Origin of the sequence: Pseudophaeobacter sp. C1-32P7 (assembly GCF_041008775.1) — a bacterium.
GTDB lineage: Bacteria > Pseudomonadota > Alphaproteobacteria > Rhodobacterales > Rhodobacteraceae > Phycobacter > Phycobacter gallaeciensis_A.
The window spans coordinates 103,160-115,737 of the sequence record NZ_JAXGFR010000004.1 but is presented as its reverse complement, the minus strand read 5'-3'; the positions used below and the strand labels follow the sequence as shown (position 1 = coordinate 115,737).

General features: G+C 62.9%; 10 protein-coding genes. 4 read left to right on the top strand and 6 right to left on the bottom strand.

The window, feature by feature from the left end; genetic code table 11:
- Positions 1 to 37: 37 nt before the first annotated feature.
- On the bottom strand, positions 38 to 928 hold the full coding sequence (locus tag SM763_RS07285; protein ID WP_065271644.1) for a CPBP family intramembrane glutamic endopeptidase: 891 nt from the start codon (positions 926 to 928) through the stop codon (positions 38 to 40).
- Positions 918 to 4,082 carry an ABC transporter transmembrane domain-containing protein gene (locus tag SM763_RS07280; protein WP_274838208.1) on the bottom strand — a complete coding sequence of 1,055 codons (3,165 nt, stop codon included), beginning with the start codon at positions 4,080 to 4,082 and terminating at the stop codon, positions 918 to 920. The genes SM763_RS07285 and SM763_RS07280 overlap by 11 nt, the downstream gene beginning before the upstream one ends.
- A gap of 164 nt (positions 4,083 to 4,246) precedes the next feature.
- Here SM763_RS07280 and SM763_RS07275 point away from each other — a divergent pair, with 164 nt between their 5' ends.
- From SM763_RS07275 to SM763_RS07265, 3 genes are all read left to right on the top strand, one after another.
- The gene (locus SM763_RS07275; RefSeq protein WP_368998112.1) at positions 4,247 to 5,140 is read left to right on the top strand and encodes a hypothetical protein; all 894 of its coding nucleotides are present in this window, start codon (positions 4,247 to 4,249) and stop codon (positions 5,138 to 5,140) included.
- Between the two features lie 76 nt (positions 5,141 to 5,216).
- Positions 5,217 to 5,978 (top strand): DUF6478 family protein, encoded by a 762-nt coding sequence (locus SM763_RS07270; protein ID WP_368998111.1) that lies wholly within the window; start codon positions 5,217 to 5,219, stop codon positions 5,976 to 5,978.
- 11 nt (positions 5,979 to 5,989) lie between these two features.
- Positions 5,990 to 6,367: a hypothetical protein gene (locus SM763_RS07265; RefSeq protein WP_274830379.1), complete on the top strand. Its 378-nt coding sequence runs from the start codon at positions 5,990 to 5,992 to the stop codon at positions 6,365 to 6,367.
- On the opposite strand, the gene SM763_RS07260 is transcribed toward SM763_RS07265, so the two are convergent.
- Positions 6,346 to 7,428, bottom strand: coding sequence for a bifunctional transcriptional activator/DNA repair enzyme AdaA (locus SM763_RS07260; RefSeq protein ID WP_368998110.1), 1,083 nt, complete (start codon positions 7,426 to 7,428; stop codon positions 6,346 to 6,348). The genes SM763_RS07265 and SM763_RS07260 overlap by 22 nt on opposite strands.
- A 296-nt stretch (positions 7,429 to 7,724) precedes the next feature.
- Between SM763_RS07260 and SM763_RS07255 the strand changes: the two genes are divergently transcribed.
- The gene (locus tag SM763_RS07255; RefSeq protein WP_368998109.1) at positions 7,725 to 8,336 is read left to right on the top strand and encodes a glycine zipper 2TM domain-containing protein; all 612 of its coding nucleotides are present in this window, start codon (positions 7,725 to 7,727) and stop codon (positions 8,334 to 8,336) included.
- Positions 8,337 to 8,469: 133 nt separating this feature from the next.
- On the opposite strand, the gene SM763_RS07250 is transcribed toward SM763_RS07255, so the two are convergent.
- The 3 genes from SM763_RS07250 to gpmI are packed head-to-tail and all read right to left on the bottom strand — an operon-like array spanning position 8,470 to position 12,492.
- The gene (locus tag SM763_RS07250) at positions 8,470 to 9,807 is read right to left on the bottom strand and encodes a S41 family peptidase (RefSeq protein ID WP_065273605.1); all 1,338 of its coding nucleotides are present in this window, start codon (positions 9,805 to 9,807) and stop codon (positions 8,470 to 8,472) included.
- Positions 9,808 to 9,814: 7 nt separating this feature from the next.
- A complete protein-coding gene (locus tag SM763_RS07245; protein ID WP_368998108.1) occupies positions 9,815 to 10,963 on the bottom strand; it encodes a murein hydrolase activator EnvC family protein in 1,149 nt (382 codons plus the stop codon).
- Entirely contained in the window at positions 10,960 to 12,492 is a 1,533-nt protein-coding gene (gene gpmI / locus SM763_RS07240; protein WP_274830384.1) for a 2,3-bisphosphoglycerate-independent phosphoglycerate mutase, read from the bottom strand. Before gpmI ends, SM763_RS07245 begins: the two co-directional genes overlap by 4 nt.
- Positions 12,493 to 12,578: the final 86 nt, after the last annotated feature.

The window sequence follows — 12,578 nt, the reverse complement described above, 5'->3', positions numbered from 1 at the left end:
TGGCCCCTCAGATAAGACTCATTGCGCACAAATGCAATCAGCGGCGTATCGCAAGCCGCGCCGTGAGCCATGTCACCAGCATCATGGCAAAGTCGACCGCCAGCCAGGGGCGCAACGCAGCACCATCGGACATTTCATAGGGCATCAGGTAGAGCGACAGTCCGTAAAGACTGGTGGGAGAGGCAAAGACCAGAAGCGCGGTGACGTTGTTGAAGAAATGCACCGCGATGGCAGGCCCCAGCGTGCCCGCCCGCGCGGTCAGATCCGCCATCATGCAGCCGAACACCCCGGCCCAGAGGGTGATCAACAGCGCATTCTCTCCGGCCTCGGCCGGCAGGTAATGGCCCAGCGCGAACAGAGCCGACGGGCCAAGGATCCAGACCGCCGGGCTTTTGAAGCGCGCCGCAAGACCCTGCTGGATATAGCCACGAAAGACGATTTCCTCGGCACTGGTCTGGATCAGCACCACCAGCAGCGACACCGGCAACAGCGACAGCCACAACCCCGGTTCCAGATTGGGCTGCAGCGGTTCCCCCATGTCATAGGGCGGCAGCAGCGACAGGGCGATGCCCAGCGCCAGAAGATACAGGCTAACCCGGATGAACTGCCGGACCAGCGGTCTCGGATGACCGACGACCGACAGGAAGGACCGATCCTGCAGCAGCCGCGCGCACAGCGCCACGCCCACGGTGATGAACAGGAAACCGCCCAGAAGCACCAGCATCGCCCCCGGCGTGCTGCCATCGCGCAACCCCTGCAGCCAGACGCCGGGGAACAGCGCCGCCAGCAGCGGCAGCACTATCGAGGACAGGGCAAAGCTGATGAGGTAGATCAGAACCAGCCCAAGCCCCAGCCGCCACAGCTGCGGTTTCCTGCGGGCGCTGCGCACCAGCGCCTCATGGGCGGAATAATTCTGTCTATTCAGCATTCGGATCCGCATCCTTCAGAGGTCTGTCTTCACTGATCGTACCGCCCGTTTGGTGGGCAATGGACACCATTTTGTCCCGGGCAGTCGCCAGATTACCCGCCACCGTCTCTAACAAGCGCAGCGCGACGTTGATATCGCTTTCGATCACCGCGCGGTATTCCGCAGCACCGATGCGCAGGAAACGGCAATCCTCGGTGGCGCGCAGGTTCATGGTCCGCGGCTGATCCAGAATCACCGCCAGGTCCCCGATCAGCCGCCCCGGTTCGATCACCGTCACCGGCGGCGCCCCGGCGGGCGCATCGGGGAAGGTCAGATCGGCTCGGCCCGACAGGCACAGGTACACTGCATCACCGCTGTCGCCGTGGGAAAAAACCATCTCCCCGGCCGGAACCTCGTGCCAGCCAGCCGAAAATGCCAGAAGACGCTGGTTGCGCGCATCCAGCTGCGAGAACAGCTCGGTTGCGGCGATGATATCGAACTTGGCAGAGAAATCGGCCGCGGCGGCGCCTTCCGGGCTGCCCAGTGGGCGCCGCTCGACCCCGTCGATCCGGCCATCGCGGATTTCGACATAAAGATCGTAGCGCTCCGGATGCTGGATGGTGTCTTCCATGAAGATCATCGTGGTCTGTGGCATCAGATCGCGCAGCTTTTCGCGTGTACGCAGCCGGTTTTCCGCCGTGTGGCTGGCCAGCACCTTGTCCAGGATCAGAATGTCCGGCCGTTTGATCGCGGCGCGGGTAAAGGCGGCCCGTTCCTGAAACACCGGCTCCAGCAGCGATCCGCCCAGTCCGGTTGGCAGATCGTAAAGGATCAACGCCAGCCGTTTGCGCAGCCCGTGGGTATCCAGCACCTCGGCCACCAGCGATTCAACCTGCGCTGCCCGCGCCCCAGCCCGCAACGAAATCTTGCCGAAGAGAGCATTTTCAAGAACCGTCAGCCGCGGAAAGTAGGATTTCGGATCCAGAGGTCGGAACAAGCCGCCGGTCTGGGCGATCAACTGCGCCGCATGACTCTGGCGGATTTTCAGGATACGTTCCTTGAACCCGGCCGGTAGCCCGCTGCCGATCTGCTCTTCGGTCAAAAGGAACGGCACCGTCATCAGCAGCGCCTGCTCTGCCTCGGGCAGATCATCAGCCCCCTGCGCGGCATAGCGTTCGGCAGCGCTGCAAATCCGGCGATAGAGATCTTCTTCAAGGCCAAGCCGCTGGAACAGCGGGTGATCGATATCTTCGCGTCCAAAGGTCTTGATCAGGGTTTCCACCACGCCAAGACCGATCCCCATGGTTTCCCCGGTCAGCCCTTGCTCGCGTACCAGTCGCAGCAACAGCCCGTCCGGTGCCAGCAATTCTTCGACCGGGATGTCGCGCGACGGCGCCGCAAACAAAAGGTTGCCCGCCAGTGGCATGGCAGGGTTGAATCGCTCGGGATCGAAATGGTGGACGGCATCATCCAGACCTTCGGCCTCCAACCGTTCACGGATCAGCGGGCGCAGGCGGATGATATGCTGCACCAGCGCCGGGTGGGTGCCATCCTGGAACCGCGCGTGCAGGGTGCGCTGGAACAACTGCTCGTCGATGCCCATTGCCTCGATCAGTTGGAACCACCAATCGCGCACATCGCCTTCGGATCCCAGCCCCGCCAATTCGGGATTGACCCAATCCGCTTCCAGAAGATCGCCACTGTTGCCCGCGCGCTTGGATTCGACCTGTTTGCGAAGGGTGGCCTGATCCCGGCTGATCTTGCCCGGGCGGCTGCGCAGCGGCATCAACACGTTGTCTCCAAGTGATCCGGAAAACAGATAGGGATGCGAATAGGCATAGCCGATCCGGGCCGCGATCACCCCCTGATGCAGGCTGTCGAGCCGGTGCCCCGAGACCTGAATGCTGCCCTGCGACGGCAAGGTTTCACGGACCAGCAACTGGCCGAACGCCGCGCGCTCTGCGTCACTGGTGCTTTTGACCGCAACGCGGGCGCCCGCCGGAATGGTCAGCGAAATATCCTGCAGGACCACCGTCCCGTCGGCATCGCGCACCGAGACATTGCGCAACTCGATATCGCCGCGCAGATGCGGGATCTCGCTCGGCTCGCCTTCGATCAGCTCGGCATCGATCATGCCGCGCGGCGCGAACCGCTCCAGCATGATTTTCCAGCGCAGACTCATATCCTGCACCTGATTGTAATAGGTCAGCAGTTCCTTCCACGGGGCCGACAGATCCTTGTAAGCGGCCAGCGCCGCCACCAGCGCGCCCACCGTGATATCGCCCCGGATCGCCAGCACCCCGCCGGCCGAATAAAACACGAAGGGTGTCATGTGGCCGATCAGGTTGTTGAGGAACTTCATGAAGTATTTTTTGGTGTAGATCCGGCGGCGGATCTCGAACAGACGCCCCAGCCGGTCCGACACTTGCGCCATCCGGTAACGCCAGCCGCCATTGGCGCGCAGATCGCTCATCCCGGCGGCGGTTTCTCCGATTTCCGAGGCCAGCATCCGCACCTCCTGGATGCGGTCCTTGTTCAACAGGTTGATCTGCCGCTGCAACATCGGGATCAGCCAGGCCTGCAGCGGGATCAGCGCGATCGAGACCAGCCCAAACCAAACACTTTGCATAAACAGGAAGGCCACGATGGTCAGCATCTGCCCCAGCTGGAACACCGGCTGCGCCACCGCATCCCCCATCAACCCGCCCATGGGTTCGCTTTCGGAAGTGATCATCGACACCAGCTCACCCTGGCTGGTGGTGCGGAAATAGGGTTTCGGGAACCGCAGCATTCGGTTGATCAGCGTGTAGCGCAGCCGCCGCAGCAGGCGTTCGGCTACGATCCCCTTCAGCGTGTTGAGCCGCATCTTCATCATGCCGCCGATCACCACCGCTGCAAGGAAGCCAAAGCACAGGATCAGCAGGTATTCCACCTGAGCGATATCTTGACCCCAGACCATGATGACAGGCGTTTCGGCCCCGATGGCGTCGTTGATGATCCGCTTGGGCAGCTCCAGCGAGGCGTAGAGAAACGGAAAGGTCAAGACCGTCAGCGCCAGCAAGACCAGCTGCTGGCGGCGCGAATACGCCCAGATAAAAGAAAAGAGAGTCGCGGGCAGATCCTGCGGGCGCTTAAGCGGCCCGCTGCCCGCCCTCATGGGCGTCGGACGTTTCATCGTGATACCTGTGCCACGGCCGGGCCTGTGCCGGTCTGAAAGAATCCTGCGTAACTATGCATCTGGCTGCGCCTTGGCAAGGTACCCCTCGGGCGGGTGTTCACTCTTGTCGTAAGTGTTTCAGGCCTTTATCCCTTTTGTAAACGCAGGATAACGATAATCTGATGCCGGGGGGAGCAGGGGATCTGCGCGACAAAGCAATCATGACGGCTGTCACAGGCACGATCAGGACAATGTGCTCTGCGCGGCGGGACAGCATGCCCTGCGCGCAGCAGCGCCTGCAGCCCCGTCTGGGCATTGCTGCGCTTGGTCTCTGCGCCCTGCTCAGCGCCTGCGGCCAGGTGCCCGGCGGCGGATTTTCCTTTGCGGCGCCCGGCGGCACAGGTACGCCTTCCAGGCTGACAGAGGTCCGCATGCAGGGCGCCGAGGTGGTGCTTGCGGCGCCACGAGGTTATTGCTTTGACCCCAAGATGCTGCGGCGCGATGCGGCAGACGGGTTTGCCCTGCTGCCGCGCTGTGACCTGCTGGGCGGGCCCGGTTTCTTTGGCAGTCGCAACGCGGGCGTTATCACCGCAACCTTAGGCGAACTTCCGGCCAAAGGCAGGGCACCGTCAGTTTCCGATCTGGCCGACAGCACGCCCGGCGCCCATATCGTCGCCCGCCGCGAGAATGGCCCGTTGCCCCTGGTTAAATTGGATATGCCGGGACACAGCGCCGCCGGAGCCAGCCCCGAACATTGGCGCGGCGCCATGGTGCTGGAGGGTCACGTGATCGTGCTGGCGCTTTATGCCCCGGCAAAAAGCCCCTTGCTGACCGAGCGCGGCGCCGCGCTGCTGGAGCAGATGGCGGAGCTGACACGGGAAGCATCGCGACCAGAACCCGCCCCCGAGGAAGTCGCACAACGCGCCCCGGCAGATCGCAGCCCCCGCCGCACCGCCTCAGGCGCATTGCGTCCTCTCGCCCGCCCTGATGCCCGGGCCAGTCATGCAGGCGCGCCCGAAGGTGACAGTGGCGGAAAACTCTCCCTAAGAAAGCGGATTGCCGGTTTATTTGACTGATGTTGCAGGGCTAGATTGGCGCAGGCACCAACCGCAACACCACCACGGCAACGATAAAGGCAGGGCAACCGAAGTCATGAGCAGGATCCTGGACAAACTGCTGCACCGCCGCGCCTTGCGCCGTTGGCGCCGGATCGTTGCAGGAGCTGGCAGCATTTCCCTGACCGAATTGCGCCGCCACCGCACAGAAGCGCGGCAACTCAAGACCGAGCTGGACCAGCTGATCCATGTTGCGGACGGACGTCTCGCCCTGCCGCAGATCGGCTCCTCCTCCTTTGCGCGCCCGCATGGCACCGATTGGTCCTGGCGCCCCGAACCCTGGCGCGGGCCGCTGCCGGTCGCTGGTCTGTCTTCGGTCCCGTCCAAGGCCAAGCTGGGCGAGGATGTGCAGATGTTCCACGATTGCAGCTATTCCGAGCTGACCCTGCGCCAGCTGCGTAACACCCGTGAAGAGGACCTCGCGCCCTTTGGCCTGCGTATGGATGTGTTCAGTTTCGATGGTTCCTTCCTGTCACTGGTGATCGCCCTGCCCAAGGACGCGGGCAGCGGGCTGACCCGGCAGCATCTGATCCGGGTCGACAGCATCATCGAAACCGAGAAGCCGCTGGAGATCTTTGCCCGGCTCAACATCAGCCATGGCCCCAACACCGAACAGATCGTGCGGGAACTGCCGCTGGGCGACCGCAAGGTGACTGTGGAATACGATCTTGCCTATTCCAACCTCAACGAAAAGCGCATCGAGAATATCTGGCTGGACCTGATTTTCGAAGCACCGGACATGAACCAGGTGGTCCTGCGCGACCTGACTTTTGCGCGCCACCGCCGCGCCAACCTGTGAGGACCCGTGACATGAGCGACCTGACCGTCACCAAGATCCGCTTTCGCAATGGCAAATGGGAAGGCCGGATCAGCAACGCCCCCGTCACAGGTACGCCGCCGGACATCCGGGTTCTGTATCTGGATCAGCCGGTTGAACAGGTCGCACTTAGCGAAGGCAGCCGCGACGGCGAATGGGAGCTGGTCATCACCGTACCTACCGAAGCCATCGCCGATGGGGTGCACAGTTTTGTCATCACCGACGCGGCGGCGGATCAGACGCTGGCGCATTTCACCCTGATCGGCGGTGATGTGGCAGCCGAGGATATGCGCTGCGAAGTGGAGCTGCTCCGGGCCGAGCTTGATATGCTGAAACGCGCCTTTCGGCGTCACTGCGTGGAAACCGCCTGAGGCCGTGCACGCTTTGCAAGGTCGGCTTCGATTTCAATGAGCCGCTGTTTGCGCCACAATCCGCCGCCATAGCCAGTCAAGTTGCCATCCGCCGAAAGCACCCGGTGACAGGGCACCACCAGCGCCAGCTGGTTGCTGCCATTGGCCCGCGCTACCGCGCGGCTGGACGACGGGCGGCCCAGCTCCTGCGCAATCTGGGAATAGCTGCGGGTCTCTCCTGCCGGAATGCCGCGCAGGTAGCCCCAGACCTCGCGCTGAAAGGCGCTTCCATGCAGCGCGATGGGCGTTTCGAACCGGGCGCTATCACCGCTGAAATAGCGCTGTAATTCCTCTGCGACCTGCTGGGTGGGCGCAGGACGTCCAAAGCCGATACCGCCGGGCTGCGAAGCTTGCAGCCGGGCCATTTCCCGCGGCAGCGCTTTGCGGTCAGCAAATTCCAGCAGATGCAGCCGGTGCGGGCAGCTGACCGCGATCATCGCGCCCAGCGGCGTGTCGATCCAATCCGCAAGCAGTAGCGCATCCTGCCGGAAGGTACCCGGCGCCAGCCCGGTCAGCCGGGCAAAGGCCGCGCGAAAGGCTGAAGGGGACTCGAACCCCGCTTCGATCTGGGCGGCAATCACCGGCTCTCCGGCCTTGAGCGTGGTAAACCCTTCGCGCAGGCGTCGCTGGCGGGCCATTTCCAGGAAGGTCATCCCGAAATGGCGCCGGAAACTGCGCCGCACGGTAGAGGGATCAAACCCCATGCGCGCCACATCCGCTTCGCGCCAACGATAGGCGGGGCGCTTCTCCAGCGCCGCCAGAAGCTGCTGCACCATCGGATCCTCCCCGGCGGCCGCCGCCAGCGGCGTGCAGCGTTTGCAGGGACGGAACCCGGCCTCGATACAGGCGCCGGGTGTGGCGTGGAACTGGCAGTTCTCACGCTTTGGTTTACGCGCCGGGCAGCTGAGGCGGCAGAAGATCCCGGTCGAGGTCACGCCCACATAGGCGCGCCCTTCATAGGTTTCATCACGCGCCAGCAGCGCCGCATAAAGCGTTTCGGAATCAGGCAGGTCGAACATCATGCCCTACCCTAACGCAGACCGGTCCCGGCTGCCGCCGGTTTCCGGGCATCTCTTCTCATCAAGTGCAAGGAAACGGAGGATACCAGCCTCTCTCCTGAATCGCGCGCCTCGGGCCTAGGCACATGGAGAATCGGCCCGTGATATTGAATAACAGTTGAGCGCACACTTATTTTATAAGGAGTACGGGAATACCGACTGGATCCCCGGCAAAGCCTGTGCCTGGCCAGACGGTGAACGGCTGATGGTCATAAGATGCAGAGGCAAGACCATGCTGCCTGCATAAGGAGGAAAGTGACATGAAACTTTTGGCGACAGCAGCGACAGCTGTTCTGATGGCATCTCAGGCATTTGCCGGTTCATACGAAACAAGATGCGAAACCCAGATGGTGCCGTATCAGGAGACCGTCAAAGGCGGCAGTCCCGAAAAGGTCATTGGCGGGGCGATTGTTGGCGGCGTGATCGGCAAGGTGGTGACCGACAAGAATGCCGGCGCTGCCGTCGGCGCAATTGTTGGCGGCGCCATCGCCAATGAAACCAGCAAGAACACCGTCACCAGATACAGAGAAGTCGAGACCTGCACCAACGTATTCATTCCGGACCGCATCACCGATGACGCGCAGCTTCAGAAGGTCTTGCTGGATCTGAACGACGGCAAACCCGTGAGCAAGGAAATGACCATGGACGCGCAATACACGATTGGCGTGGCCTACGATGGCAAATGGGGGCCGAAGTCTCAGCTGGCGGCAGAGAAATATCTGGCAAACCTTGCGCCCGACGCGCCGCTCTATTCGCTGGTAGTCAATGAAGTGGTCATCGTCAGTTCAGCCGACATCAATGCAATCGACGAGATCAGGGCAGCCCTGCTTGAGGCTGGTGTTGCTTCGCAGATCTTCACCGATTTGAAGTGACGCCCTGACAGCGGACGGGTTCAGCCCCCGATACCATACATCCGGTCTCAGGGGCCTACGCCTGCATAACAAAACCATTGAAAAAGGCCGCCCCGGATGGAGCGGCCTTTGGACAATCAGGTGGATTTTGGGATCAGTCGTTCGGACCCAGCGCCGACAGACCTTTTAGGATGTCAATGGCATAGGCCAGCTGATAATCCTGTTCGCGCAGCTCGGCGGCCTTTTCGGCCTTGGCGCGGTCTTCTTCGATCTGACGGATTTCATCCTCGGTCAGGCTGTCGTTGTTGAGACGCCCGCGCAGGTCCGCTTCGGAGCGGGAGCGGTTTGCAACCGAGCTTTCCTCTTCTTCCTCGCCAACACGACGGCGAGGCTGCTCGACCACGATGTCGGGGCTGACGCCCAACGCCTGGATCGACCGGCCCGACGGCGTGTAATAACGCGCAGTGGTCAGGCGCATGGCGCCATCGCCCCGCAGCGGCATCACGGTCTGAACCGAGCCTTTACCGAAGGATTTGGTACCCACCACGATGGCGCGGCGGTGATCCTGCAGCGCGCCCGCGACGATTTCCGACGCAGAGGCAGAGCCGCCGTTGATCAGAACCACGATCGGCTTGCCGCCCGACAGATCGCCCGGCGTCGCGTTGAAGCGTTCGCCATCTTCCGGGTTGCGGCCACGGGTCGACACGATCTCTCCGGTTTCAAGGAAGCTGTCGGCCACCTGGATCGCCTCGGTCAGCAGGCCGCCCGGGTTGTTGCGCAGATCCAGAACGATGCCGTTCACATTGTCGATGCCACCGGCGGCTTCGATCTGCTCTTTCAGACCGGATTCCAGGTTCGGCGTGGTCTGACGGTTGAAGGTGGTGATCCGCATCACGACGGTGTCGCCTTCGGTGCGGGCACGCACGGCGGTCAGTTTGATGGTGTCGCGGATGATCGACACGTCAAAGGGTTCCGCCTCGCCTTCGCGCACCACTGTGATGATGATCTCGGAGCCGACCGGGCCGCGCATCATTTCCACCGCTTCGTCCAGCGACAGGCCGAGGACGCTTTCGCCATCCACATGGGTGATGAAATCGCCCGCTTCGATCCCGGCCTCATCGGCGGGGGTGCCATCGATGGGCGAGACAACCTTGACGAAGCCCTCTTCCTGGGTGACCTCGATGCCGAGACCGCCGAATTCACCGCGCGTCTGCACCTGCATATTGGCGGCGTCGTCGGGCGACAGGTAGCTTGAGTGCGGATCCAGCGAGGAGAGCATGCCGCCAATGGCAGCTTCGATCAGCTCTTTCTCATCGACCTCTTCGACATATTGGGAGCGGATCCGTTCGAAGATGTCACCGAACAGGTCCAGCTGTTCATAGACCGTTGTCTCGCGGGCGCTTTCCTGCGCCAGCAGCGGGCCTGCGACATAGGTTGTTGCAACGATCCCTGCCAGCGTGCCGCCAAATGCGGCCATCGCAAATTTTTTCATGAAACCTTCATCCACCTTTTCCGGTGCGGAACCACGTTTCCGGGTCCACCGGACTGTTGTCCATTCTGACTTCTATATAGAGCGTTTCTGTGCGGTCAGTTCCACCCCCTTCACCGCTTAGTGACAAAATCGCACCAGCCTGCGGGGTCTGACCGCCCATCAAACCCACCGGGGTGCCTTCGGGAATGACCTGACCGGCAGTGCCATAGACCTCTGCCAGCCCTGACAGGATAAACAGCGTGTCCGGCTGCGGTTCCAGAATCACCACGTTGCCCAGATCCAGCAGCGGCCCGCGATAGCGGATCGTCGCCGCCGTGGGACTGGTCACCAGCGCCCGCGGACGGGCCGCAACCAGCAGACCCGGGCGGGCAATCCCGGCAGCATCGCGGTCGCCATAGCCGCGCAGCACCAGCCCTTCGACCGGCAGCGGCAGATCGCCGCGCAGATCGCTGATGTCGGCGCGGCTTTCGATCACCGCACCGTCGGCAATTTCCGACAGCCCGCTGGCAAAGCCGGACAGTGTCTCGGTCGAGGAGATCAGCACCGCCGTGCGCATCGGATCCTCGGTAAACCGCCGTGGTAGATCGGTGCGGTCGGCAATCGCGGTCGAAAGCGCGGTGCGCGCCTGCTGGATGCCGCTCAGCCCCTCTTCCAGCTTGCCCGCCGCCGCCTGCTGCAACAGGCGCAGGGTCTGCACCTCTTCCAGATCCGCACGCAGCGCCTCGGCCCGCGCATTAAGCCCCGGTGCAACCTCGGCCAGCATCATCGCCGAGCGCGCCGCGCCCAGCGGCCCCGAAGGATGCAGCATCAGCACCGGCGGCGAGGAGGTTTCAATGGTCTGGATGACCCCCAGCAGCTCGGCAATTTCGCCTTCGCGCGACTGCAATTGCGCGGTGAGCTGGGTTTCCCGCCGTGCCACGCCGCGCAGCCCGTCCCGCATAGCAGCCAGACCGGCTTCATAGGCATGGATCGTCTCGCTCAGCGCCTTGACCCGGTCGCGGGCGCCATCGGCCTGTTCCATCCGCAGCGTTGCTGCCTCCAGCTGGGCGGCGGCCTCCCGCGCGGCGCGGGCAGCTGCCGTCTCGGCGCGCAAAGGTGCTGCCATCAGCAGGCACAGGGCCAGCCCCGGGATCAGGCGAAGGGCTCGGTCAATCATGCAAGCAGGCTCTCTCCGGTCATCTCATCCGGTTTCGGCAGGCCCATCAACTCCAGCAGCGTCGGCGCCAGATCCGCCAGCCGTCCGTTGCGCAGCTTGGCGCCTTCGGGGCCGCCGACCAGCGCCAGCGGCACCAGATTGGTGGTATGAGCAGTGTGGGCGCCACCGGTTTCCGGGTCAATCATCACTTCGCAATTGCCGTGGTCCGCGGTCACCAGCATGGCGCCGCCCGCCTTTTCCAGCGCCGCGACGACCTTGGCCAGCCCCTGATCCACCGCCTCGCAGGCCTTGATCGCCGCCGGAATATCGCCAGTGTGGCCGACCATATCCGGGTTGGCGTAATTGGTGACGATCAGGTCATAGCCCTTCTCGATCGCCTCAACGAATTTCTCGGTCACCTCAGGCGCCGACATTTCGGGTTGAAGGTCATAGGTCGCGACCTTGGGCGATTTCGGCATGTAACGGTCCTCGCCCACCTCCGGCTCTTCCTTGCCGCCATTGAGGAAGAAGGTCACATGCGGGTATTTCTCGGTCTCGGCCAAGCGGAACTGGGTGAGTCCCTGTTTCGCGACCCATTCCCCCAGCGTATTGACGATGGGCGCCTTGGGATAGCAGGTGGTCATATAGGCGTTATGTCCTTCAGAATATTCCACCATCCCCAGCAGCGCGGCCCATTGCGGGCGCGGGCCGGTGTCGAAATCGGCAAAGCCCGGCTCGCCGATAGCGCGCAGGATCTCGCGGGCGCGGTCGGCGCGGAAATTGAGGCAGAAGAAGCCATCCCCATCCTGTGCGCCCGTGTAGCCCGACACCACGCTGGCGCTGATGAATTCATCAGTTTCCGACTGGTTATAGCCGTGATCCACCGCGTCGTGGGCATCGCGCACCGCACGGCCCTCGCCCTTGATCATCGCATCATAGGCTTCCTTGACGCGTTCCCAGCGGTTGTCGCGGTCCATGGCATAATAGCGCCCCGTGACCGTGGCCACGCGGGCACCTTCGGGCATCTTTTCCTTCAGTTCCTCGAAATAACCAAAGGCCGATTTCGGGGCCACGTCACGGCCGTCGGTCACAGCGTGCAGCCAGACCGGAACCCCTGCGTCGCGGATCGCTTTGATCGCCGCCAGGATATGGGTGATATGCCCGTGCACACCCCCGTCCGAGACCAGCCCCATCAAATGCGCGGCGCCGCCGGTTTTCTTCAGCTTGGCGATGAACTCCTGCAGGGCGGCATTGTCAAAGAAAGAGCCGTCCTCGATCGCAAGGTCGATCTGGCCCAGATCCATTGCCACCACCCGGCCGGCGCCGATATTGGTGTGGCCGACCTCGGAGTTGCCCATCTGCCCCGAAGGCAAGCCCACATCCGGCCCATGGGTGATCAGCCGCGCGGTGGGGCCTTTTTCCATGATCGCATCAAAGGTCGGCGTCTTGGCCAGATAGGGCGCATTCGCCACCCCCGGCTCCCCGGCGCCCCAGCCATCAAGAATACAGAGTACGACGGGTTTGGGGACAACGGGTTTCGGTCTGCTCATCGGTTCATCTCCGCCATGGTCGGGCTGTGTCAGCGTTGAGAGGCCTTCTACAGGCTTGCCGCGAAATGGGAAACCGCCGTTAGCGC